This window comes from Amycolatopsis sp. NPDC003865 (genome assembly GCF_053605345.1).
On sequence record NZ_JBSGJA010000004.1, the window covers coordinates 50921 to 73210 of the forward strand.

A 22290-nucleotide genomic window follows, 5' to 3' on the forward strand; every position below is an offset into this window, starting at 1 on the left:
GGACTCGCGGTTGCGCACGGGGCTCTCCTCTCGCGCGGAGCGGCGGGGTTCGGGTTTCAGGACTCGCGGTTGCGCACGACACGGCTCCTCTCGGGGCGAAGGGACGGGGCTGCGGCGGTTCAGGACTCGCGGTTGCGCACGGCGGCTCTCCTCTCGAGCGGCGGGACGGGGGCGGCGGCTCAGGACTCGCGGTTGCGCATGACGGCCTCCTTCCGGCGTCGCGCGGACATCGGCCGGGCGTCAGGACTCGCGGTTGCGCATGGCGGCGGCCTCCCTTCGCTGCTCCGATCGTGTGGCAATCGTCGATCGCGGTCGCCCAATGTGGTGAAGTGGACGCGGATCGTCGAATCACCCAGGGGAGTTGCACCGCCTTGAGTATGGACGGCGCCCGTCCGGCCGAACCCCGAGCGGGCCGGATCCGAGGGGCGCTGAACCCTGCTCACTGGACCCTCTGGCGGCAGCGCGGGTCGCTGATCTTCTACTGCTTCCTCGTCGAGTCCGTGGCGCTCGTGGCCACCGTCTGGACGGCCGTCGCCGTGCCAGCGCACGGGTGGGATCTGGTCGTCTTCGCCGTCCTGGCGAGCCTCGGCGTGCTGCAGGCCGAGCTCGGCCGCAAGATCGAGCGCGTCCGCCGCCTGGTGTCCGACACCCCGCACATCAACCTGACGTCGGTCTGGACGTTCGCCGGCGTGCTGCTCCTGCCGCCCGCGCTCGTCACGGCGCTGATCGCCGTCCTGTACACGCACCTCGCGACGCGCAGCCTCGCGCGGATCAAGCGCGTCCCGCCGTTCCGGACCACGCTGAACGCGACGCTGGTCGTCATCACCTGCTACTCGGCCGAGCTCGTCCTGAGCCGCCTGGAAGTCCCGGACATGTACACGGCGCTGACGGCGGGCTGGCGCGGCGTCACCGCCATCACGCTGGCCGCGGTGACGTACTTCCTGGTCGCGGCGATCACGATCCTCCCGGCGCTGACGATCACCAAGCGCACGGTCAAGGCGTTCTTCGGCGGCCTCGGCGACAACCTCCTCGAGGTCGCGACGCTCTGCCTGGGCCTGCTCACGGCGTTGACGCTGGCGACGCTGCCCGCGCTCGCCGTCGCGATCGTGCCGCCCCTGCTCGTGCTGCACCGGGCGGTGCTGATCAAGCAGCTGGAGATCGCCGCGACGACCGACGAGAAGACGGGCCTGTTCAACACGACCGGGTGGCACCTGCTCGCTTCGCGCGAACTGGCCCGGGCCCAGCGCAGCACGCGCAGCACGTTCGGCGTGCTGATGATCGACCTGGACTACTTCAAGCTGATCAACGACGAGCACGGGCACCTCGCGGGCGACACCGTGCTGCGCGCGGTCGCGGCGACGATCAAGAGCGCGGTCCGCGACTACGACTCGGTGGGCCGCTTCGGCGGCGAGGAGTTCGTGGTACTGCTGCCGGACATCGGGCCGGCGGCGGTGCTCGCGGTGGCCGAGCGCATCCGGTCGGCGATCGAGTCCCTGCGGGTCGAGTACGAGGACGGCAGCCGCATCCGCGCGATCGGCGGCCTGTCCGCCTCGATCGGCGTAGCGACGTACCCGGACGGCGGCACGGCGGTCGACCGGCTGCTGCAGGCCGCGGACAAGGCCCTGTACCGGGCGAAGGACGCGGGCCGCAACCAGGTCGTCGACGGCACCGCCCCCGCCTGATCCCCCTCGAAAACCCGTCCTGACCTGGCGACTTGTCAGATTTGCTCGGCTGAGCTAAATTTTGCTCATGCGAGCAAGAACGTTCACCGAGTCCGGCAGGCGCGCCCAGATCGTGCGGGCCGCGATCGAAGTGATCGCCGAAGCCGGTTACCTCAAGGCGTCGTTCAGCCGGATCGCGAAACACGCCGGGCTGTCGAGCACCGGCATGATCAGCTACCACTTCGCGGGCAAGGAAGACCTGCTCAAGGCGTGCGTCACCGAGATCGAGGAGATCACCGGCGCGTTCATGCAGCCGCGCATCGACGCCGCCGTCGGGCACGTCGCCCAGCTGCGCGCCTTCGTCGAGGCGAACGTCGAACTCGTCGGTGAGCACCCGGCCGAGATCCGCGCGCTGATCGACCTGGTGAAGAACGCCGGCTCGCAGAGCGCCGGGGTGAATGGACGGCTCGCCCTGTTCGAGGAGCACTTCCGCACCGGGCAGGCGGCGGGCGCGTTCGGGCCGCTCGACGCCCGGACCACGGCGCTCGCCCTGACCGCCGGGCTCGACGCCGTCGTCGCCACCGCGGCGGCGAACGTGCCCGAACCCGCCGAGCTCACGCGCATCGGCCGCGAACTCGCCGACCTGTACGTGCGGGCGACCGCACCCGAATCCACTGGGGAATCCGCATGATGATCGAGCAGAAGACCGAACCCGACGCCGGCCTGCGCCGGGTCGTCCGCGCCAACGTCCTGAACGTCGTGTTCGAAGTGGTCGTGCCGATGGCGCTGTTCTACGGCCTGCGCGCCGCGGGGGTGAGCCAGTGGTGGGCGCTGATGGCCGGCGTCCTCGTGGCCGCACCGTACGTGCTGTGGACGATCGCCCGCAACCGCAAGGTCGACCTCGTCGCGCTGGTCACGCTGAGCGTGCTGGTGCTGTCGGTCGTGCTCGGCCTGCTGTCGGACGACCCGCGCACGCTGGTGATCCGCGAAGGCTGGACAGCGGCGCTGGGCGGCCTCTTCGGCGCGTGGATGCTGGTGACGGTCTTCATCGGCCGTCCCGCGCAGCTGACGCTCGGGCGCACGATCGCCGAGGTCAAGCGCGGCGCCGAAGGAGCGGAGGCGTGGGCGGGCCGCTGGGACACCGACCCCCGGTTCCGGCGCGGCCTGCGGATCAACACGGCCGCCTGGGGCGCGGTGCTGCTGGGCAGCGCGGTGGTGCACATCGTGCTCGTCTACACGCTGCCGATCGACCTCATCTCGCTGGTCACCAACGTGGCGTGGTTCGGGGCGCTGGCCGTGCTGATCGCCTGGCACGTCTGGTACCTCCGCAAGGAGAACCTCGATGCCTGACGTCCTGGTCGCGGGCGCCGGCCCGACCGGCCTGCTGACCGCGTTCGAGCTGGAACGCGCCGGCCTCGGCGTCCTGGTCCTGGAGCGCGACGCCGGGCCCACGACCCAGTCGAAGGCGCTCGGCCTGCAGCCCCGGTCGGTCGAGGTGCTGGCCGACCGCGGCCTGCTCGCCGCGATCGAGCCGCACGTGCGGGCGAAACTGCCCGCCGGGCACTTCTCGGGCGTCCCGATCGACTACACCGACCTGCCGACGTCCTTCCCGTACCAGCTCGGTGTCGAACAGGTCCACGTCGCTTCGGCGATCGAGGCGCGGCTGCGCACGCCGGTGCTGCGCGACGCGGCCGTCACCGCCGTGGCCCAGGACGACGAGGGCGTCACGGTCACCGCGGGCGGCCGCGAGCACCGGGCCGGGTGGCTGGTCGCCGCCGACGGCGGGCACAGCACGGTCCGGACGCTGCTGGGCGCGGCCTTCCCCGGCAGTTCGGCGCGGACCTCGCTGGTCGTCGCGGACCTCGCACTGGCCGCCAAGCCCGCCGGGCTGGCCGACGACTGGTCGCTGCCGTCGTCGGGGTCGGGCTACCTGCTGCCACTGTCCGGCGGCCGGTACCGCACGATCGTGTACGGCGAGGAGCAGCAACGGCGCGGCCGCGACAGCGCGGTCACGCTCGACGAAGTCCAGCGCGCGCTGACCGCGGCGCACGGACCGGGGATCCGCGTGGGCGAGGTGCTGTGGGCGTCGCGGTTCGGCGACGCGTCCCGGCAGCTGGAGCGGTACCGCCACGGCCGGGTGCTGTTCGCGGGCGACGCGGCGCACGTTCACCTCCCGGTCGGCGGCCAGGGCCTCAACCTGGGCCTGCAGGACGCGGTGAACCTGGGCTGGAAGCTGGCCGCGACGGTCCGCGGCACGGCGCCGGCGGGATTGCTCGACAGCTACCACGACGAGCGCCACCCGATCGCGGCGCGCGTGCTGGTGAGCACGAGGGCCCAGGCGGTCCTCGGCGTACCCGACCCGGACGCGGCGGCGGTCCGGCAGGTCGTCACGGAACTGCTGGCCGTCCCCGAAGCCCGTCGCGCGGTCGCCGCCGAGCTTTCGGGCATCGGGGTGACGTACCCGGGGATCACCGGTCGTGCCACGGACGTGCCGGCGAGCCCCGACGGCCGCGCCGTGCTGGTCGGCGCGGCGGTACCCATGGGCTGGGCCGGACGGGTCGAGGGCCGAGAGGGGGCGGCACCTCGGCTCGTCCGGCCCGACGGGTACGTCGCGTGGGACGGCGGGCCGGGCCTGGACGAGGCCCTGCACCGCTGGCTCGGCGCGCCCGCGTGACCGGGTCGCGCCGGTGCGGTCAGGAAGCCGCGGCCAGGATCGCCTGCTCGACCTCGCGCCGCCAGCCCGGCTCGATGCGGCCGCTCCTCGGCGTCACCGCGAACGAGTCCACCACCGCGCCGCCCAGCGTCGAGACCTTTGCCCAGCGGACTTCCGCGTCACAGCGGCGCAAGGCCCCCGCGACGCGGAACAGCAGGCCGATCCGGTCGGCGGCGCGCAGCTCGACGACCACCGTGTCGGGGCCGCTCGTCTCGTCGTCGAACCAGAGGACCTTCGGCGCGACCGGTGCCGGCGAACCGTAGTCCCGTTCCTTCGCGGCCAGGCGCTGGGTGAGCGGCAGCGTGCCGGCGACCGCGCGGGCGAACTGCTCGCGCAGCAGCGTCGCGTCCGGCAGCGACCCGAACTTCGGCGACGCCGTGAACACCCCGGCGCGGCCGCCGTCGTGCCCGCGCAGGATCGCCGAGTGCACTTCCAGGGAGTTCAGCGCCAGCACACCGGCCGCCGGGGCCAGGAGCTCCGCGCGGGCCGGCACGGCCAGCAGCACCGTGACCACCTTGCCCTGCGCGCTGATCCGGATCTCGCCGTTGCCCGAAGCGACGGCTTGCGCCACGAGCTCGCGTTGCTCGTCGTTCATCGGTTCGGGCGCGGTGAACCCCTTGCCGCGCAGCACTTCTTCGCAGCCGGTGACGAGTTCGGCGAGCAGCCGGGCCTTCCAGTCCGTCCAGACGCCGGGGCCGGTGGCCAGCGAGTCGGCCTGGGTGAGCGCGTGCAGCAGCTCGACCAGGACGATGTCGCTGTCGAGGGTCTTCACCACCCGCGCGACCGTCTCCGGCTCGCTGATGTCGCGGCGCGTGGCGGTGTGCGGCAGCAGGAGGTGGTGGCGGACCATCGACGACACCGTCGCCGCGTCCGCCGGGCTCAGCCCGAGCCGCGTCGCGACCTGGGCCGAGATCTTGGCGCCGAGCTCGGAGTGGTCGGCGTCGCGGCCCTTGCCGATGTCGTGCAGCAGCGCGCCGATCAGCAGCAGGTCCGGGCGCGACACCGTGGTGGTCAGCTTGGCCGCCTCGACGCAGGTGCGCACGAGGTGCCGGTCGACCGTCCACTGGTGCACCGGCGACCGCGGCGGGAGGTCGCGGACGGCACCCCATTCGGGGAACAGCCGGGACCACAGGCCGGTCCGGTCGAGCGACTCGACCGCGTCGACCAGGCCTTCGCCCGCGCCGAGCAGTTCGACCAGGGCGTTGAGCGCGTCGGGTGGCCACGGCGTCCGCAGCTCGGGCGCCGATTCCGCGAGCGCCTTGAGCGTGCCGAGCGCGATCGGCTTGCCCGTGCGCGCCGACGCGGCGGAAACCCGCAGCAGCAGCGCGGGATCCTTCGCCGGGACCGCGTCACGGGCCAGCGAGACCTCGTTCCCGTGCAGCACCACGCCTTCCGCGAGCGGCGTGCGCGACGGGCGACGGCCGAACCGCGCCTTCGGCGGCTCCACAGTGGACCGGAGCGCGACGTCCAGCGCGTACGCGATCGTGCGGCCCGCCCCGGAAAGCTTGCGCGCCAACGTGAACCGGTCACCGAAGCCCAGCTCCGAAGCGACCAGCTCGGCTTCCGGAGCCGACAAGATGTCCCGTTCACGGCGGATCTCGCGCCGCAGTTCGGTGCGGACGTCGAGCAGGAGTTCCTTGGCCGCCAGGAGTTCCTCGCCGGGCCGCGCGGTGAGCTGCGCCGCCGCCAATGCTTCCAGGACGGCGAAGTCCCGCAGCCCGCCCCGCCCGTGCTTGAGGTCGGGTTCGGCGGACTGCGCGATCTCACCGCTGCGGCTCCAGCGTTGCCGGACCGACGCCGTCATGTCCGGGATCTGCTTGCGCGCGGTGCGCCGCCACTGGTCGCGCGCCGCGGAAACCAGGCGGCCGGCCAGCTCGGCGTCCCCGGCGATGTGCCGGGCGTCGAGCAGGCCCATGGCCACCCGAAGGTCCTCCGAAGCGACCTTCAACGCCTCGCCGGGGGTACGGACCGAATGGTCCAGCCCGACTTTCGCGTCCCACAAGGGATACCAGAGCGCGTCCGCGATCTCGCCGACGCCGCTGTTGCCGTTGTGCACCAGCAGCAGGTCGAGATCGGAGAACGGCACCAGCTCCCGGCGGCCGAGCCCGCCCACGGCGACCAGCGCGACACCCGGTTCAGCGGTGTCGACGCCGGCCGCCGAGGCTCCCCTGCCCAGCCAGAACTCGTAGAGGTCGACCAGGGCCGCCCGCAGTGCGGACGCCCCCAGCCTCCCGTGCCTGCCCTCGAGCAAACGCTCGGTGGCCTTGACCAGTTCGCCCCCGTCGGCCATATCCCGGTCGCCTATAGGGCGTCCGTGCCGCGCTCGCCGGTCCGTACGCGGATGACCGTCTCGACCGGGGTCACCCACACCTTGCCGTCACCGATCTTGCCGGTGTGCGCGGCCGTGGTGATGGCCTCGAGGACCTTCTCCACGTTGGTGTCGTCGGTGACGACCTCGATCTTCAGCTTGGCCACGAAGTCCACCGAGTACTCCGCGCCGCGGTAGACCTCGGTGTGGCCCTTCTGCCGGCCGTAGCCCTGGACCTCGCTGACCGTCATACCCAGCACGCCCAGCTGCTCCAGCGCGGAGCGGACGTCGTCGAGCGTGAACGGCTTGACAATCGCCGTGATGAGCTTCATGCCTTGCTCTCCTCGAGTTTCGCGTTGCCGGTGGCGGACTTGACCGGGATGGTCGTCGGCTGGCCGAGGCCACCGCCGGTCAACCCGGTGAAGTCGTACGCGCTCTCCGCGTGCTGGGCCTCGTCGATGCCCGAGACCTCGTCCTCGGCGCTGACGCGGAAGCCGCCCGCCTTCTTGATCACGAAGCCGATGATGAAGGACAGGACGAAGGAGTACGCGAGCACCGCACCGGCGGCCGCGGCCTGACGACCCAGCTGGGTGAACCCGCCGCCGTAGAAGAGCCCGTCGGCGCCGAGCGAGTTGACGCTGGTGGTGCCGAAGAAGCCGATCAGCAGCGTGCCGACGATGCCGCCGACCAGGTGGACGCCCACGACGTCGAGCGAGTCGTCGAAGCCGAACTTGAACTTGAGCGAGATGGCGAGCGCGCAGAGCACACCGGCGATGAGGCCGATCGCGATGGCGCCGAGCGGGCTCACGAAACCACACGCCGGGGTGATGGCGACGAGGCCGGCGACCGCGCCGGAGGCCGCGCCGAGGGTGGTCGGCTTGCCGAACTTGATCTGCTCGATCAGCAGCCAGCCGAGGACGGCCGCGGCGGTGGCGACGGTGGTGTTGGTGAACGCGACGGCGGCGAGGTCGTTGGCGGCCAGCGCCGAACCGGCGTTGAAGCCGTACCAGCCGAACCACAGCAGCGAGGCGCCGAGGAGCACGAACGGCACGTTGTGCGGCCGCCCGGTGTCCTTCGGCCAGCCCTTGCGCTTGCCGAGCACGATCGCCAGCGCGAGACCCGCGGCACCGGCGTTGATGTGGACCGCGGTACCACCGGCGAAGTCGAGCGCCTTGAGGTTGTTGGCGATCCAGCCGCCGACGGCGTTCTCGCCGACGAAGCCGTTGAACGAGAACACCCAGTGCGCGACCGGGAAGTACACGACCGTCACCCAGATGACGACGAACAGCGTCCAGCCCCAGAACTTCGCGCGGTCGGCGATGGCGCCGGAGATCAGCGCGGGCGTGATGATCGCGAACATCAGCTGGAACATGACGAACGCGAGCACCGGCAGCGCGTCGGAACCGGGCCACGCCACGGCGGGCGCCGAGTCGGTGGCGGCCACCGCGAAGCCGGCGAGCTTCCCGAAGGTGTTCTCCAAGCCGGCGAAGTGGAAGTTACCGACCAGGCCACCGAAGGCGTCGTCGCCGAACGACATCGAGAAGCCGTACAGCGCCCACAGCACCCCCACCACGGCCAGCGCGATGAAGTTCATCATCAGCATGTTCAAGACGCTCTTCGCGCGGACCATACCGCCGTAGAAGAAGGCCAATCCCGGTGTCATGAGCATGACCAGCGCGGCGCTGGCCAGTACCCATGCGGTGTCTCCTGCGTTCAGCACATCGTCCTCCCGTGCCCTGGGTCTGTGCGATGGCAGTTTTGGCGCGCGGTGTTTCACGGGGCGGCGCGAGAGGTTTCGCCCACGTGAACTGTCCGCACGCGGTTGTTACGGCCAGGTTTCCCGGGAGGTGTCCTGGAGTGTCCGGTTGCTTTACGTCGTGGTCGAATATCCCCATGACCCCAGCCGACCGCGGGAATGACCCACTGCCACCCCGGGTCGTCGAGGCGTTGCGCTGTTCGGTGTGCGCTTCGCCGCTTGAGGGCGTCGAACGCACGCTGCGTTGCCTGGCGGGCCACTCTTTCGATCTAGCTCGCCAGGGGTACGTGAACCTGTTGCACGCGCGAATCCCGGCCGGAACGGCGGACACGGCGCCGATGGTCGCGGCCCGCGCGGACTTCCTCGCATCCGGCGCCTACCGCCCGCTGGCGGACGAGCTCGCCCGGGTGTGCGCGGAGGCCGACGGCCTGGTGATCGACGCGGGCGCCGGAACGGGCTACTACCTGGCGCACGTCCTGGAGTCGGCGCCGGCGGCGCTCGGCCTCGCGCTGGACGTCTCCGCGGTGGCTTTGCGCCGCGCGGCCCGCGCCCACCCCCGGCTGGGCGCGGCGGTGTGGAACCTGTGGGAGCCGTGGCCGGTGGGCGACGAGGTGGCGTCGGCGGTGCTGAACGTCTTCGCGCCCCGCAACGGCCCGGAGTTCCACCGCGTCCTGCGCCCCGGCGGTCTGCTGACGGTCGCGGCCCCGGCCCCGGACCACCTCCGTGAGCTGGGCGACCTGGTGCTGTCGGTGGACGAACGCAAGGACGAGCGCCTGGACGGCACCCTCGGCGAGTACTTCGCCCGCACCGGACGCACGGAGGTCCGCCGGACGGCGCAGCTGTCACCCCGGCAGATCCGCCAGGCGGTGGAGATGGGTCCGACGGCCTTCCACCTCGATCGCGGCGACCGCCGTTCCCGCCTCGACGCGCTGAGCGAGCCCCAGGACGTGACGGTGGCCTTCACGGTCTCCACCTTCCGGCGCCGGTGAGTTCCCGCGTTCTGGAAGGCTGGGTGCCGTGAAGCCGGACTGGACCGCACCCGCGAGCTCGCTCGCGGACGCCGAGTGGGTCCGCGCCCGCATCGGCGGCGCGGCCAAGCTCTACGGCTGCGCCCGGCCCGAGGTGCTCGGCACGATCTGGTGGTACTCGCTCTCGTCGGTGCTCGTGGCTCCCGCGCTCGACGGCCTGGTCGCCGGCGCACCGGCCGACCCCTCGCTCGACGCCGTGGAGATCGACCTCCTCGCCGACGGCCGGTTCCTCGGCGCCCGGTCCACCCGGCACCTCACCGGCGGGCTGCCCGAGCTGGGCGCCGCGTTCGGTGAGGCGCTCGGAACCGCCATCGCGACGATCGCCGACGTCACCGGAGCGCGCGCCCGCGCCCTGGGTGCCATCGCCACCGACTCGATCGGCAACCGGCTGCTGTGGACGTCCGATCCCGAGCGCGCGATGACCCTGGCCGAGCCGCTCGTCGCCGCGATCGGCCTGGGCCTGCCGAAGCCCCGCTTCGTGCGCGTCGGCCGAACCCCGGCGGTGCGCCGGGCCTCGTGCTGCCTGATCTACGAGGTCGGCAACCCGAAGTGCGTGAGCTGCCCGCGTCAGCCGCCGGCCGAGCGCGACGCGCGGCTTCGCGCCGCCCTGGGCTGATCTGGTCAGTCGAGGACGGCCAGCTCCAGCCCGCGCAGCCGCTCCGGGTCGGCGATGACGTCGATGCCCGCGACCCGGTCGCCGTCGACCCGGAAGGCCAGCACGACCGCCGGCCGCCCGTCGCGGATCCAGAGCAGCCCCGGCGAGCCGTCGACGAGGGCCAGCTCGCTGGAGCGGGCCCGTTCGGAGGCCAGCACCGCACCCTTGCGCACGTTTTCGACGCCGCGCAGCACGACCGGCGCCGGGCTCGGGCCGACGAACCGGTCCGCGTGCAGCACCACGTCCGGGGCGAGGAGCGCGAGCAGCGCTTCGAAGTCGCCGCCCCGGGACGCCGCCAGGAACGCCTCGACGACCTTTCGCCGCCGCGGCAGGTCCGCGTCCACCGCGGAGCCGCCCTTGACCCGCCGCCGCGCGCGGCTCGCCAGCTGGCGGGCCGCCGCCGGCGTCTTGTCGATCATCGGCGCGATCTCGTCGAACGGCACGGCGAACATGTCGTGCAGCACGAACGCGACCCGTTCGGCCGGGGCCAGCGCGTCGAGCACGACCAGCAACGCCAGCCCGACCGTGTCGGCCAGCTCCGCCTCCTGCTCGGGGTCCCGACGGTCCTCACCCTGCTCGGGCCGTCCGTCCAAGGGCTCCTCGCGGTGGTTGCGCCGCGTCCGCAGTATCGACAGGCACACCCGCGCGACGACGGTCGTCAGCCACGCGCCGACGTTCTCGACCTCACCCAGGTCCGTGCGGTCGAACCGCAGCCAGGCCTCCTGCAGGGCGTCGTCCGCCTCACTCGCCGAACCGAGCATCCGGTAGGCGACCGCGCGCAGCCGCGGCCGCTCCTGCTCGAACCGTTCGGTCAGCGTGTCCACCGTGTCCCGTTCCTTTCGCCGCGGTCGTAGCAGTAGACCCCGCGGCGGCGGGTGATGTGACCGGAACGTGGCGACGTCGTGCGTGATCTGGCTCATCCGGCCCGGTCAGCTACCCATGAACCACCCTCCTCGGCTCGTACCACGTCTCGCCCACGGGCTCCCCCGCCATGTTCCAGCTCCACGAAACCCGCGGGGTGATCCGCGTGTACAGCCCGGGCCCCACCAGCCCGGTGCGTTCGACCGGCTCGTCCGCCTCGCCGTACACGCGGATCGCCCGCGCGATGAACGGCCGCAGCGACACCAGGTCGTCCACCACCAAGGCGACCTTCCGCCGTCCGGCGGAGACGTTCCGGAACTTGCGGGTGGCCGCCACCGCCGCGCCGGACCCGCCGACCCAGAAGTGCTCGCCGTCGAACTCGAACGCGAGCGGAACGACGTCGGGCTGGTCGCCGGCGCCGAGCGTGGCCACGCGGGCGAGCGGTTGTGAACGCAGGTAGCCGATCTCTTCGTCGGTGAACGTCATGAGCACTCCTCCGGGTCCGGGTCCACCTCCTGTACGAACGCGCCACCGCCGGATCGACAGCTCAGAGCACGCAGAACTCGTTGCCTTCCGGATCGGCCATCACGACGTGGTCCGGGCGGCCGTCCAGCATGTCTTCGCGCAGCACGGTCGCTCCCGCCGCGGTGAGCCGGGCGACGGCTTCGACGACCCGCTCCCACCGCGTCTCCCACGCGACGTCACGGCCGCCGCCGGCCTGGACGTCCAGGTGGACGCGGTTCTTGACGATCTTTTCCTCGGGCACCTTGAGGAAGCTCAGGTTCGGCAGCACGCCGTCCGGATCGCTCAGGTAGGCGCCGTCGTCCCAGTCCGCCTCGGGCACACCGTGGTGCGAGAACCAGTCGTCCCAGCTCGCGAAGCCCGGGGGTGGTGGCCGCTCGATGTAGCCGAGGGCCACCGCCCAGAACCTCGCCAGCGCACGGGGTTCCGCGCAGTCGATCGTCAGGCTCCACCGCACCGTCACGGACGAAGCGTAGCCGCGAGGAGCGCCACGGCGCCCTTCGCGACAGCGATTCCCCGTGCCGCCACGTGGCTTTCGTCCAACGCCCTGACCGGGTCCGACACCATGATGCTGGTGACCAAGGAGCGGCCGTCCACCGTGCGCGCCAGGTAGTTCAAGGTCAGCACGCCGGGTTCGCTGCCGCCCTTGAACCAGACCTCGGGGAACCGCGCCCGGTCGAGTCCGAGGCCGCCGTCGTTCAGCGACAACGCGTGCCCGATCTCCGGCTGGTTTTCCTTCTGCAGCCCGGAGAACGCCCGGCAGATGTCGTCCGGCGAACCGAACCACTCGATGTCGTCGATCTTCTCGGGCGCCTGCCAGCCCTGCAGGCCGGTGAGCGGAAGCCGTTCCAGCCCGGCGACGGCCGCGGGCCGCGCCCAGCGTGGCAGTGCCAGGTAGGCATCGGCGCGAGCCGGGTAGTGCGTGGCCTTGAGCTCGAACATCGCCTTGGTGCTCAGGAACGGGATGTTCGCCGGCGGTCGCTGGTTGCCGAACGCGGTGAGCTGCCGCTGCACGGCGTCCCGGCCCAGCCGGTGGATCAGGTGGTCGGTCGCGGTGTTGTCGCTGATCGAGATCATCTCGTCGGCGTAGGTGGACAACGGCAGCCGTGTGCCCGCCGGTTCGTTCTGCAGTACCCCGGACGGCAGGCTCTTCCAGTCGTCACGGATGGCCAGCTGCTCGGTCCACGACGCCCGGTGCTCGGCGACCGCCTTGCCGAGCGCGCCGAGGACGTAGAGCTTGAACGCCGAGCCCAAGGGCCGTTGCACGTCGTCGCGGACGCCGTGCACGTCCCGGCAGCGCCCGTCGGGGAGGATCTCCGACGCGCCGAACGACACTCGGCCGCCGAGCGCCGCGAGCTGCGCGTCGACCTCCGGCCACGAAGCCGGCACCGGGTCGTCCGGTTTCGCCGTCAGCCCGTCGATCAGCCCGGCGGAGTCCACGTGCAGGCCGAGCAGATAGTCGTCGGCGACCCCGTGCACCGCCGCTTCGACGTGGTCCGGCGCCTCGGTGACGATCCGTTTCACCTGTAGCGGCCCCAGCTTGCCGAGCGCGCCGTTGACACCCGCGGTGCCGCCCACCGCGTCCAGCATCGCCTGGGCGACGTGCTCGCGAACTTCGGTGTCGGGCACCGGGACGCGCCCGGTCGCCTCGACGACCCACTCGAGCTGCCGCGTCGCCGTGGGTACCTCGGCGGCCTGGGCGGCCGGAGCCACCGATGCCACGACGAGCGCGACCACGCCCGCCAGTGCTGCCTTCACCATCTTTCCCCCTGTGCTTCCATCGTTCCCCCTTGATCACCGGCTACTCTTCGGGCGGCCGGATCCACAACCCGGCCACCCGGCCGTCCTCCCGGTAGGTCAGCTGCACGGTCCGCTCGCCGGCCTCGAAGGCCAGCGGCATGTGGACGACCGTGTAGCCGCCCATGGACCGCGCATACGGCTCCCCCGTCCGCTCGTACCGCCCGACCGACCCGGCCAGCTGGGCCCAGGCGAGCTGCAGCTCCTCCTCGCCGACTGCCTCGCGCATGCGCTCGTCGAAGTCTCGGCGGACTTCGTGCCACTGACAGCCGACGAGTTCCGCCACGAGCTCTTCGGCGCGGTGGATCACGTCCGGCGGCTTCAGTTCCGTCATGGACTCCCCCGTCGTCGGATCGACCGGCCGGCCGAACCGCTGGAAGGCGGCCTGCCGGCTGGTGCCCAGGAGATTGCCGATCTCCTGCCAGGTGTGCCCTGCCCCCCTGGCCGCATCCACCGCCTCCCGCAATGTCGCTTCCGCGTCACGGACCTTCCGCACCGCTTCGCCGACCGCGGCCAGTGGCCCGTGTGCCGGCACGGTGTCAAGAATGTATTGACGATCCGGGTATGTCAAGTCAATCTTTACGTTTTCGCGGCGACGGCGGGCGGCACTTCGACACGTGGCGTCACAATACTGGCGATTTCGCCCAGAACCTCGGCGAGGTGGCAGCGGCTTGCCACAGGCGGCGCATTTCATACTTTCGAGTGTAGCGCACGGAATACCAAAGCGTGCTACCGTCGAGAGCACGAAATGGCCTCGCCCACCACCTGGGAGGCGTGGCCATCCGAAGGGGAGGACGGTTACGGTGAGAACCGATGAGTGAACGCACCTGGGGCTTCCGGACCCGCGCACTGCACGCGGGCGGCACCCCCGATCCGGCGACCGGCGCGCGGGCCGTGCCGATCTACCAGACCACGAGCTTCGTCTTCGAAGACGCCGCCGACGCGGCGAACCTCTTCGCACTGCAGAAGTACGGCAACATCTACAGCCGCATCGGCAACCCGACAGTGGCGGCGTTCGAGGAACGGATCGCCAGCCTCGAAGGCGCCATCGGCGGCGTGGCGACCGCGAGCGGCCAGGCGGCCGAGTTCCTCACCTTCAGCGCGCTGACCGAAGCGGGCGACCACATCGTGTCGGCGAGCGGCCTCTACGGCGGCACGGTCACCCAGCTCACGGGCACGCTGAGGCGGTTCGGCGTGGAGACGACGTTCGTCAGCGGCGGCATCGACGAGTACGCGGCCGCGATCACCGACCGGACCCGGCTGCTCTACACCGAGGTGATCGGCAACCCCGGCGGCGGCATCGCCGACCTCGCGGCGCTGGCGGACCTCGCGCACTCGCACGACATCCCGCTCGTGGTGGACGCGACGCTGGCGACACCGTACCTGTGCCGCCCGATCGAGCACGGCGCCGACATCGTGCTGCACTCGGCGACGAAGTTCCTGGGCGGGCACGGGACGACCCTCGGCGGGATCGTGGTCGAGTCCGGGAAGTTCGACTGGGGCAACGGGAAGTTCCCGCGGATGACCGAGACCGTCGAAAGCTACGGCGGCCTCAGGTACTGGGAGAACTTCGGCGAGTACGCGTACTGCACCCGGCTGCGCGCCGAGCAGCTGCGGGACATCGGCGCGGTCCTGTCACCACACTCGGCTTTCCTGTTACTGCAAGGGGTCGAGACGCTCCCGCAGCGGATGGACGCGCACGTCGCCAACGCCCAGGCGGTCGCCGAGTACCTCCAAGCGGATCCACGGGTGGCGTGGGTGTCGTACGCCGGGCTGCCCTCCCACCCGCACCACGACCTGGCGAAGAAGTACCTGCCCGCCGGGCCGGGCGCGGTCTTCTCGTTCGGCATCGACGGCGGCCGGGCGGCGGGCGAGAAGTTCGTCGAATCGGTGGAACTGCTGTCGCACCTCGCGAACGTCGGGGACGCGCGGACGCTGGTGATCCACCCGGCGTCGACCACGCACGCACAGCTGTCGGAGGATCAGCTCGCGGCCGCGGGCGTCGGCCCCGACCTGATCCGGCTGTCGATCGGGCTGGAGGACACCGACGACATCCTCTGGGACCTCGACCAGGCACTGGGCAAGGCGGTGGCCGGATGACGTATGCGGTGGGCGCCGTCGAACGGCGCGCGATCCTGAACCGGACGAAGTCGGTGACGCTGGTGGGCGCGTCCGCCAATCCGGCCCGGCCCAGCTACTTCGTCGCGACCTATCTGCTCTCCTCGACGCGCTACGAGGTCAACTTCGTCAACCCGCGGCTGGAGACGCTGTTCAGCAAACCGGTGTACGCCTCGCTCAAGGACGTACCGGGTGAACCGGATCTGGTCAGCGTCTTCCGGAAGCACGACGACCTACCCCAGGTGGCCGAAGAGGTGATCGACGCCGGCGCGCGGACGCTGTGGCTGCAACTCGGGCTGTGGCACGAGCCGGCGGCCGACCGGGCGCGGGAAGCCGGGCTGGACGTCGTGATGAACCGGTGCGTGAAGATCGAACACGCGCGCTTCGCGGGCGGGCTCCACCTGGCCGGGTTCAACACCGGGGTGATCAGCTCACGGAGGCAGTCGGCACCCTGAGGGAAGAGAACGCACGTTCCCGCTGTTGGCCCCGGGTATGACCGAGAAACTGGGGATCACGCTGTCCGGCGGCCCGACCGCGCTCCTGGAGCTGGGCGGCGTGCGGCTGCTCACCGACCCGACCTTCGACGCGCCCGGCGACCACCCCGTGGGCGATCGCGTGCTGGTCAAGACCGAGGACTCCGTGCTGACCGAAGAGGCGGCCGGTGTGGTGGACGCGGTCCTGCTGTCCCACGACCAGCACCCCGACAACCTGGACGACCGCGGCCGCGCCTATCTCGGGACGGTACCGCTGACCCTCGTCACGCCCAGCGGAGCGGAGCGGCTGGGCGGGACCGCGCGGGGCTTGAGGCCATGGGAGGAGACGCAGGTCGGAGCACTGACGGTCACGGCCGTCCCGGCGCTGCACGGACCGGAAGGGGCCGAGCCGACGACCGGCGAGGTGACCGGGTTCGTGCTGAGCGGCAGCGGTCTGCCGACGGTGTACGTGAGCGGGGACAACGCATCGGTCGAGCTGGTGCGGGAGATCGCGTCGCGGTTCCGCGTCCACATCGCGGTGCTGTTCGCGGGGGCGGCGCGAACCAAGTTCTTCGACGGCGCACCCCTGACACTGACGAGCGCGAACGCGGTCGAGGCGGCAAAGGCACTGGGAGCGCCGAAGGTGGTACCGCTGCACTTCCGCGGCTGGCAGCACTTCACCGAAGGGCCGGACACCCTGCGCAAGGAGTTCGAGGCGGCGGGACTGGCCGACCGCCTGGTGCTGCTCGAACCGGGACAGCGCGCAGAGGTCTGAGAACGGGCGGGGCGGGGGGGCGGGGCGGGGCGGGGCGGGGCGGGGCGGGGCGGGGCGGGGCGGGGCGGGGACGAGTGGCAACTCCGTCGGCGTCACGCCTAAGCCCGGCAGGCACTCGCCGGCGCGCCGGGCCGGCGCGGACGCCCCTCGCCCGAGGCGACGCCCTCCGCGCCGGCGCGGGCCCCGTCACCCCACGTCCGGGCGCGCGGCGATCCCGCTCGCGCCCGTGAGAGGCTGGGGGTATGGCCAAACCCACGCCGCTGCAGTTTCGGAACATCCTGGTCGCCCTCTTGGCGGCGGCGGGCTTTGTCTGGAGCGTCGTGGCCGGTCTTCAGTGGTGGGTCAGCGCCATCATCGGTTGCGCCTGTGTGCTCTCGCTTGCCTCCGCCTACCTCAACCGTCCCGGCGCCGACAGCTAGCGAGTCTTGGAGTAGCGGGCCTTCAGATTCGTCCGGCCCGCCTCCGTGAGCCGGCCGAACAGGCGCAGCCTCGCCAGTCCGCCGTCCGGGTAGATGTCCAACCGAGCCTCCGTCATCTCCGGGCCGTCCTTCACCACGAAACGGTGACGCGTGTCCGGTTGCAGGCGGGTCTTCGGCAGCAGGTCGACCCACTCGCCGTACGTGTCTCGGCCGCTCACCGATGCCCAGCCCGGAGCGTTGCCCTTGAGGTTGCTCGTGTCCAGCTCGGCGAACCGGACGATGCCCGCGCCCGCCAGGCGGAGCGTCACCCAGTCGTTTCCGTCGTCACGGCGGCGGGCCGTCTCCCAGCCCTCCGCCTGGTGCGCCGCCAGTCCGGGCGACAACAGGTTGTTCGGCGATGAATAGAACTTGTTGCTGCAGCCCGTCACCACCGCGCCGTTCTCCAGCGCCGCCAGGTCGAGTGCGTCCGGATCGAGCAGGTCCGGGTCCGGGATCGGCGTGCCGTGGACGCGCAGCCGCGCCACTCCGCCGTCCGGGTGCTGCGTCAGCCGCACGTGCGTGTAGCGGCGTGAGCCGTTGATCGCGTAGAAGTTCTCCGTGTGGCCGGCCGCCGGGGCGTGGTCGACCAACACGTCCCAGTCCGCCGTCTGCAGCTCCGCCGCCGACGGGTAGCCCGGCACCGATGCCGCCTCGACCGAGACGAACGGCGGGTAGTTGCCTTTGAAGAACGCCGTGTCCACAATGACCCCGGTGACCGTGCCGGCCAAGCCGAGCCTGATCAGTGCCTGGTCGTCGCCCGGTTCGCGGTGGCGGCGGGTCTCCCAGCCGTCGTAGACCTGGCCCTTCGGGCCGAACGTCTCGGCGCGGTGCGCCGGCGTCCACGGGTTGACCAGGTTCTCCTTCTCGGCGAACAGCTCGTCGGTCGCCCACATCACCGTTCCGCCGAAGCGGCGCGAAGCGAGGTCGGGCAGGTCCGTCCACACGGGACGCTCGGACTCGGACAAGGCAGCCTCCATTTCAGCAGTCCCCCCGGGTCAGCAGCTCGCCGTGCGGCGAGTCGCCGGTGATTTCGGTGCCCCGCAACCACGTCGAGCGCACGACGCCGGCGAGCGGGCGCCGGTCGTAGGCGCTGACCGGGTTGCGGTGCTTCAGTTTCGTGACGTCGACGACGAACGCCTCGTCCGGTGCGAACACGCAGAAGTCGGCGTCGTACCCCGCCGCCAGGTGCCCCTTGCGGCGCATCCCGGCCTGCGCGGCCGGGCGTTCGGCCATCCAGCGGACGACGTCGGTGAGCGCGAACCCGCGCTGCCGCGCCTGGGTCCAGATCGCCGGCAGGCCCAGCTGGAGGCTCGAAATCCCGCCCCACGCCACCCCGAAGTCGCCGCTGTCGAAGCGTTTCAGCTCCGGCGTGCACGGCGAATGGTCGCTGACGATCGTGTCGATCACTCCGTCGGCGAGCCCCTGCCAGAGCCGCTCGCGGTTGGCCGCCTCGCGGATCGGCGGGCAGCACTTGAACTGCGTCGCGCCGTCGCGGATCTCCTCGGCGATGAAGCTGAGGTAGTGCGGGCAGGTTTCGGCCGTCAGCGCGACGCCGTCACGGCGGGCCGAAGCGACCAGCGGCACCGCTTCAGCCGACGAAAGGTGCAGGATGTGCGCTCGCGCGTGGTGGCGGCGAGCAGCCTCGATGACGTGCGAAATCGCGAGGTTCTCCGCGGCCGGCGGCCGGGATCGCAAGAAGTCGACATAACGACCGCCGTGGGGTTCCGGTGCCGAGTCGATCTCGTGCGCGTCCTCCGCGTGCACGATCATCAACGCGTCGAAGGAACTCAGCTCGCGCAACGCTTCGTCCAGCCCCGCCGGGTCGAGCGGCGGGAACTCGTCGACGCCCGAGTGCAGCAGGAAGCACTTGAAGCCGAACACCCCGGCTTCGTGCAGGGCGCGCAGATCGCCGACGTTGCCGGGGATCGCGCCGCCCCAGAAGCCGACGTCGACGTGCACCCGGCCGGTCGCCGCCTTGCGCTTGACCTCCAGCGCCGCGACGTCGACGGTCGGGGGCAGGCTGTTGAGCGGCATGTCCACGATCGTGGTCACGCCGCCCGCGGCGGCCGCGCGGGTCGCCGTCTCGAACCCCTCCCACTCGGCGCGGCCGGGATCGTTGACGTGGACGTGCGTGTCGACGAGTCCCGGCAGCAGCACGACGTCGTCGCCGAGATCGATCACACGGTCGCCGGACAGCGAAGCGCCGCCGGGTTCGACCGCGACGATCCGGCCGCCGTCGACGCCGAGGGTCGCCGGAACCTCACCTTCGGCCGTGACAGCTCGGGTCGCGCGCACCACAAGATCCATCCGAAAACCCTTCACCGGGAGGATTGACCACCGCCGATTTCACACTACGGAAAGACGGTTTCGCACAACGACAGTAACCACGGCGCGCGCCGCTCGTCAACGACGGACGCGGCGCGTTGCCGATCCCGCCGAAGCAGGCGGAAACGGACGAAAGCCGACCACCCGTCGGCACCCATTCCGCGTGACTGCCGGTCGGATTGACAACCAGCGACGCAGTACGGTCATCCTCGTGCGGCTTGAAGCGGAGTTCACCAGCGAACCGTTCCGCGGCGAGGGTTCGCCGCCCGAGCACGCCGTCGCCGCGCGCGACGCCGCGGCGGAAGCCGGGCTGGACACCGACTTCGGTCCGCTGGGGACGCTCGCCCGCGGCGAGGCGAAGGAGCTCTACGACGCGCTTCCGGCGATCGCGCAGGCCGCCCTCGACGCGGGCGCGACCCAGGTGACGCTGCAGGTGCGCCGGGCCGAACCGGGACACGCCGAGGCGAGCGAAAAGCCCGCCGGAACGGCCGCCGCGCCGGCCGTCGAACTGACCGACGCGCTGGCCCGGCTCATCGCCGACCTCGAACGCGAGATGGGCGCCAAGCTGGGCGAACTCGACCGCGCCGGGAAGCAGCGAGCGGTGCGGCTGCTGCGCGAACGAGGGGCCTTCGGCCTGCGGAAGTCCGTCTCCTCGGTGGCCGACGCGCTGGGCGTCACGCGGTTCACCGTCTACAACTACCTGAACCGGGAAGTCGACTGACCAGCGGTTTCAACAAAATGTTGACGGAACTCCGGCGTCGACGTACGGTCAGCGGGACGCCACTCACGAGGAGTTCCCCGTGCCGCTCACCCTCTCCGACTTCAACGCCGCCGACGCCGAGGACGTGCGTCCGGCGCTGACCGCCTGCCTCGCCGTCCCACGCTGGGTGGACGTGGTGCTCGACGGCCGGCCCTACGCGAGTCCGGACGCGCTGCAAGCCGCCGCCGACCTGCCGTTGACCACCGACGAGATCCGGCTGGCGATGGCCGCCCACCCGCGGATCGGCGAAAAACCGCGGCAGAAAGGCACCGAGGGCGACTGGTCGCGCAGCGAACAGTCCGGCGTGGACAACGCCGATGCCTTCGCCGCCGCGAACGCCGAATACGAAGCCAGGTTCGGCCACGTCTACCTCGTCTGCGCCAGCGGCCGCACCGGGGAAGAGCTGCTGAAGATCCTCCACGAACGGCTGGACAACGACCCCGCGACGGAACTGGCCGTCGCCGGGCGGGAACTGGTCAAGATCGCCGAACTCCGACTCGCGAAAGCGGTGACCGCGTGAGCCTCGTGACGACCCACGTCCTCGACACGGCGACCGGACGCCCCGCGCCCGGGATCGCCGTCCGGTTCGAGACCGCCGAGGGGAAGCCGATCGCCGACGGGCGCACCGACGCCGACGGCCGCATCCGGGACCTCGGCCCGGAAACCCTCGAGCCCGGCGCCTACCGCCTGGTCTTCGACACCGGTGCCTACCTGGGCCCGGACGCCTTCTTCCCGGAGGTCGCGCTGACCTTCCGGATCGCCGACGGCACCGCGCACCACCACGTGCCGCTCCTGCTCAGCCCGTTCGCCTATTCGACCTACCGAGGGAGCTGACCGTGGCCATCACCCTGGGCCCCAACCAGTACGGCAAGGCGGAGGTCCGCCTGGTGACGGTGCGCCGCGACGGCCCCGTGCACCACCTCAAGGACCTCACCGTGTCGACGTCGCTGCGGGGCGAGCTCGCCGCGACGCACCTGACCGGCGACAACGCCGGCGTGCTCGCGACCGACACGCAGAAGAACACCGTGTACGCCTTCGCGAAGGAAGCGCCGGTCGGCGAGATCGAGGACTTCGGCCTCCGCCTGGCGCGGCACTTCACCGGGACACAGGGGAACATCACCGGCGCGCGGATCAAGATCGACGAGCACGGCTGGGACCGGATCGCCGTCGGCGGCGAGCCGCACGACCACGCGTTCAGCCGCTCCGGCGACGAACGGCGCACGACGGCCGTGACGGTCCGGGACGGCCGCGCGTGGGTCGTGTCCGGCATCGACGGCCTGACCCTGCTGAAGTCCACGGGTTCGGAGTTCCACGGCTTCCCGCGCGACCAGTACACGACACTCGCCGAGACCGACGACCGCATCCTCGCGACGGCCGTGACGGCGCGGTGGCGCTACCGGGGCGAGGACGTCGACTGGGCCGGGAGCCACCGCGAGATCCGGCGGCTGATGCTGGAGACGTTCGCGACGAAGCACAGCCTTTCGCTGCAGCAGACGCTCTACGCGATGGGCGAAGCGGTGCTGAAGGCCCGCGAGGAGGTCGCCGAGGTGCGGCTGTCGCTGCCGAACAAGCACCACTTCCTGGTGGACCTGAGCCCGTTCGGGCTGAAGAACGACAACGAGGTGTTCTACGCGGCGGACCGCCCGTACGGCCTGATCGAGGGCACGATCCTGCGCGACGACGCCGAGGACCCGGGTCCGGCCTGGGACATCCACTGACGCAGCCCCCACCCTCGGCGGTTTCCGGCGGTCGTTGCAGCACTGCTGGTGGGTGGGGTGGTGTTGAGTAATGGGGTCATGTGTTCGGCGGGGCGGGCCGGTCGTTGAGTTCGGCCGCGACGGGGGCGTGTGGGTCGCGGAAGTAGACCGGAATGTTCGTGGCAGCGGGTGGATCTTGGCGACCAGAGCATCGCCGACCAGGCTCGAGGTGTACGGCGGGTGCTCTGTTGCGGGCTCCACCGCGTGTCCAGCCCATCCTGAACGACCGCCCGCGCCCCAGGATCCACGACCAGCTTGCCGATCTTGGGCCAGGTCCGCCGAGCGCCGGCTTGTCCACATCACGACGGGGGTGTGGACAAGCC

24 protein-coding genes are annotated in these 22290 nt (G+C 71.4%); 14 read left to right on the top strand and 10 right to left on the bottom strand.

Annotation, left to right across the window (positions count from 1 at the left end):
* Positions 1-377 precede the first annotated feature (377 nt).
* The 4 genes from ACWEVP_RS11815 (at position 378) to ACWEVP_RS11830 (ending at position 4335) form a co-directional block, all read left to right on the top strand.
* Positions 378-1682: a diguanylate cyclase gene (locus ACWEVP_RS11815; protein ID WP_452062528.1), complete on the top strand. Its 1305-nt coding sequence runs from the start codon at positions 378-380 to the stop codon at positions 1680-1682.
* Between the two features lie 67 nt (positions 1683-1749).
* Complete coding sequence (locus ACWEVP_RS11820; protein WP_452062529.1) at positions 1750-2352, top strand: TetR/AcrR family transcriptional regulator; 603 nt, start codon at positions 1750-1752, stop codon at positions 2350-2352.
* The gene (locus tag ACWEVP_RS11825; RefSeq protein WP_452062530.1) at positions 2349-3011 is read left to right on the top strand and encodes a VC0807 family protein; all 663 of its coding nucleotides are present in this window, start codon (positions 2349-2351) and stop codon (positions 3009-3011) included. The genes ACWEVP_RS11820 and ACWEVP_RS11825 overlap by 4 nt, the downstream gene beginning before the upstream one ends.
* On the top strand, positions 3004-4335 hold the full coding sequence (locus ACWEVP_RS11830) for an FAD-dependent monooxygenase (protein ID WP_452062531.1): 1332 nt from the start codon (positions 3004-3006) through the stop codon (positions 4333-4335). Before ACWEVP_RS11825 ends, ACWEVP_RS11830 begins: the two co-directional genes overlap by 8 nt.
* Before the next feature lie 19 nt (positions 4336-4354).
* On the opposite strand, the gene ACWEVP_RS11835 is transcribed toward ACWEVP_RS11830, so the two are convergent.
* The 3 genes from ACWEVP_RS11835 to ACWEVP_RS11845 are packed head-to-tail and all read right to left on the bottom strand — an operon-like array spanning position 4355 to position 8402.
* A complete protein-coding gene (locus tag ACWEVP_RS11835; protein ID WP_452062532.1) occupies positions 4355-6664 on the bottom strand; it encodes a [protein-PII] uridylyltransferase in 2310 nt (769 codons plus the stop codon).
* Between the two features lie 11 nt (positions 6665-6675).
* Positions 6676-7014: a P-II family nitrogen regulator gene (locus ACWEVP_RS11840; protein ID WP_086677886.1), complete on the bottom strand. Its 339-nt coding sequence runs from the start codon at positions 7012-7014 to the stop codon at positions 6676-6678.
* A complete protein-coding gene (locus ACWEVP_RS11845; protein WP_452062533.1) occupies positions 7011-8402 on the bottom strand; it encodes an ammonium transporter in 1392 nt (463 codons plus the stop codon). The genes ACWEVP_RS11840 and ACWEVP_RS11845 overlap by 4 nt, the downstream gene beginning before the upstream one ends.
* Positions 8403-8575: 173 nt before the next feature.
* Here ACWEVP_RS11845 and ACWEVP_RS11850 point away from each other — a divergent pair, with 173 nt between their 5' ends.
* Entirely contained in the window at positions 8576-9427 is an 852-nt protein-coding gene (locus ACWEVP_RS11850; RefSeq protein WP_452062534.1) for a putative RNA methyltransferase, read from the top strand.
* Positions 9428-9455: 28 nt separating this feature from the next.
* Positions 9456-10082, top strand: coding sequence for a (2Fe-2S)-binding protein (locus tag ACWEVP_RS11855; protein WP_452062535.1), 627 nt, complete (start codon positions 9456-9458; stop codon positions 10080-10082).
* A 5-nt stretch (positions 10083-10087) separates the two neighbouring features.
* Here the strand turns inward: ACWEVP_RS11855 and ACWEVP_RS11860 are convergent, their stop codons facing one another.
* The 5 genes from ACWEVP_RS11860 to ACWEVP_RS11880 all read right to left on the bottom strand — a co-directional run bounded on the left by ACWEVP_RS11860 (position 10088) and on the right by ACWEVP_RS11880 (position 13836).
* Entirely contained in the window at positions 10088-10945 is an 858-nt protein-coding gene (locus tag ACWEVP_RS11860) for a sigma-70 family RNA polymerase sigma factor (protein ID WP_452062536.1), read from the bottom strand.
* A 109-nt stretch (positions 10946-11054) separates the two neighbouring features.
* Positions 11055-11468: a PPOX class F420-dependent oxidoreductase gene (locus ACWEVP_RS11865; protein ID WP_452062537.1), complete on the bottom strand. Its 414-nt coding sequence runs from the start codon at positions 11466-11468 to the stop codon at positions 11055-11057.
* A 61-nt stretch (positions 11469-11529) separates the two neighbouring features.
* The gene (locus ACWEVP_RS11870) at positions 11530-11967 is read right to left on the bottom strand and encodes a VOC family protein (protein ID WP_452062538.1); all 438 of its coding nucleotides are present in this window, start codon (positions 11965-11967) and stop codon (positions 11530-11532) included.
* The gene (locus tag ACWEVP_RS11875) at positions 11964-13265 is read right to left on the bottom strand and encodes a serine hydrolase (RefSeq protein ID WP_452062539.1); all 1302 of its coding nucleotides are present in this window, start codon (positions 13263-13265) and stop codon (positions 11964-11966) included. Before ACWEVP_RS11875 ends, ACWEVP_RS11870 begins: the two co-directional genes overlap by 4 nt.
* 40 nt (positions 13266-13305) lie before the next feature.
* Positions 13306-13836, bottom strand: coding sequence for a DUF3887 domain-containing protein (locus tag ACWEVP_RS11880; protein ID WP_452062540.1), 531 nt, complete (start codon positions 13834-13836; stop codon positions 13306-13308).
* A gap of 278 nt (positions 13837-14114) precedes the next feature.
* Between ACWEVP_RS11880 and ACWEVP_RS11885 the strand changes: the two genes are divergently transcribed.
* From ACWEVP_RS11885 to ACWEVP_RS11900, 4 genes are all read left to right on the top strand, one after another.
* The gene (locus tag ACWEVP_RS11885; RefSeq protein WP_452062541.1) at positions 14115-15401 is read left to right on the top strand and encodes an O-acetylhomoserine aminocarboxypropyltransferase/cysteine synthase family protein; all 1287 of its coding nucleotides are present in this window, start codon (positions 14115-14117) and stop codon (positions 15399-15401) included.
* Positions 15398-15874, top strand: a complete 477-nt coding sequence (locus tag ACWEVP_RS11890; protein WP_452062542.1) for a CoA-binding protein — start codon at positions 15398-15400, stop codon at positions 15872-15874. Before ACWEVP_RS11885 ends, ACWEVP_RS11890 begins: the two co-directional genes overlap by 4 nt.
* Positions 15875-15911: 37 nt before the next feature.
* Positions 15912-16667, top strand: a complete 756-nt coding sequence (locus ACWEVP_RS11895) for an MBL fold metallo-hydrolase (protein WP_452062543.1) — start codon at positions 15912-15914, stop codon at positions 16665-16667.
* 242 nt (positions 16668-16909) lie between these two features.
* Positions 16910-17086, top strand: coding sequence for a hypothetical protein (locus ACWEVP_RS11900; RefSeq protein ID WP_400903659.1), 177 nt, complete (start codon positions 16910-16912; stop codon positions 17084-17086).
* Here ACWEVP_RS11900 and alc read toward each other — a convergent pair.
* Together alc and allB are read right to left on the bottom strand one after the other, a co-directional pair.
* Entirely contained in the window at positions 17083-18102 is a 1020-nt protein-coding gene (alc, locus tag ACWEVP_RS11905; RefSeq protein ID WP_452062544.1) for an allantoicase, read from the bottom strand. The genes ACWEVP_RS11900 and alc overlap by 4 nt on opposite strands.
* A gap of 1 nt (position 18103) precedes the next feature.
* Positions 18104-19432 carry an allantoinase AllB gene (allB, locus tag ACWEVP_RS11910; protein WP_452062545.1) on the bottom strand — a complete coding sequence of 443 codons (1329 nt, stop codon included), beginning with the start codon at positions 19430-19432 and terminating at the stop codon, positions 18104-18106.
* Positions 19433-19661: 229 nt separating this feature from the next.
* Here allB and ACWEVP_RS11915 point away from each other — a divergent pair, with 229 nt between their 5' ends.
* The 4 genes from ACWEVP_RS11915 to pucL all read left to right on the top strand — a co-directional run bounded on the left by ACWEVP_RS11915 (position 19662) and on the right by pucL (position 21928).
* A complete protein-coding gene (locus ACWEVP_RS11915; RefSeq protein ID WP_452062546.1) occupies positions 19662-20171 on the top strand; it encodes a helix-turn-helix domain-containing protein in 510 nt (169 codons plus the stop codon).
* A gap of 79 nt (positions 20172-20250) precedes the next feature.
* Positions 20251-20730 carry a 2-oxo-4-hydroxy-4-carboxy-5-ureidoimidazoline decarboxylase gene (uraD, locus tag ACWEVP_RS11920; protein WP_452062547.1) on the top strand — a complete coding sequence of 160 codons (480 nt, stop codon included), beginning with the start codon at positions 20251-20253 and terminating at the stop codon, positions 20728-20730.
* Positions 20727-21044 carry a hydroxyisourate hydrolase gene (uraH, locus tag ACWEVP_RS11925; RefSeq protein ID WP_452062548.1) on the top strand — a complete coding sequence of 106 codons (318 nt, stop codon included), beginning with the start codon at positions 20727-20729 and terminating at the stop codon, positions 21042-21044. Before uraD ends, uraH begins: the two co-directional genes overlap by 4 nt.
* 2 nt (positions 21045-21046) lie before the next feature.
* Complete coding sequence (gene pucL, locus ACWEVP_RS11930; protein WP_452062549.1) at positions 21047-21928, top strand: factor-independent urate hydroxylase; 882 nt, start codon at positions 21047-21049, stop codon at positions 21926-21928.
* The last annotated feature ends 362 nt before the right edge of the window (positions 21929-22290 follow it).

Bases quoted from the DNA above. Each gene is read 5' to 3' on its own strand.
- ACWEVP_RS11815 (WP_452062528.1), top strand. From the start codon at position 378: ATGGACGGCGCCCGTCCGGCCGAACCCCGAGCGGGCCGGATCCGAGGG.
- ACWEVP_RS11820 (WP_452062529.1), top strand. From the start codon at position 1,750: ATGCGAGCAAGAACGTTCACCGAGTCCGGCAGGCGCGCCCAGATCGTG.
- ACWEVP_RS11825 (WP_452062530.1), top strand. From the start codon at position 2,349: ATGATGATCGAGCAGAAGACCGAACCCGACGCCGGCCTGCGCCGGGTC.
- ACWEVP_RS11830 (WP_452062531.1), top strand. From the start codon at position 3,004: ATGCCTGACGTCCTGGTCGCGGGCGCCGGCCCGACCGGCCTGCTGACC.
- ACWEVP_RS11835 (WP_452062532.1), bottom strand. From the start codon at position 6,664: ATGGCCGACGGGGGCGAACTGGTCAAGGCCACCGAGCGTTTGCTCGAG.
- ACWEVP_RS11840 (WP_086677886.1), bottom strand. From the start codon at position 7,014: ATGAAGCTCATCACGGCGATTGTCAAGCCGTTCACGCTCGACGACGTC.
- ACWEVP_RS11850 (WP_452062534.1), top strand. From the start codon at position 8,576: ATGACCCCAGCCGACCGCGGGAATGACCCACTGCCACCCCGGGTCGTC.
- ACWEVP_RS11865 (WP_452062537.1), bottom strand. From the start codon at position 11,468: ATGACGTTCACCGACGAAGAGATCGGCTACCTGCGTTCACAACCGCTC.
- ACWEVP_RS11875 (WP_452062539.1), bottom strand. From the start codon at position 13,265: ATGGTGAAGGCAGCACTGGCGGGCGTGGTCGCGCTCGTCGTGGCATCG.
- ACWEVP_RS11885 (WP_452062541.1), top strand. From the start codon at position 14,115: ATGAGTGAACGCACCTGGGGCTTCCGGACCCGCGCACTGCACGCGGGC.
- ACWEVP_RS11890 (WP_452062542.1), top strand. From the start codon at position 15,398: ATGACGTATGCGGTGGGCGCCGTCGAACGGCGCGCGATCCTGAACCGG.
- ACWEVP_RS11895 (WP_452062543.1), top strand. From the start codon at position 15,912: ATGACCGAGAAACTGGGGATCACGCTGTCCGGCGGCCCGACCGCGCTC.
- ACWEVP_RS11900 (WP_400903659.1), top strand. From the start codon at position 16,910: ATGGCCAAACCCACGCCGCTGCAGTTTCGGAACATCCTGGTCGCCCTC.
- alc (WP_452062544.1), bottom strand. From the start codon at position 18,102: ATGGAGGCTGCCTTGTCCGAGTCCGAGCGTCCCGTGTGGACGGACCTG.
- allB (WP_452062545.1), bottom strand. From the start codon at position 19,432: ATGGATCTTGTGGTGCGCGCGACCCGAGCTGTCACGGCCGAAGGTGAG.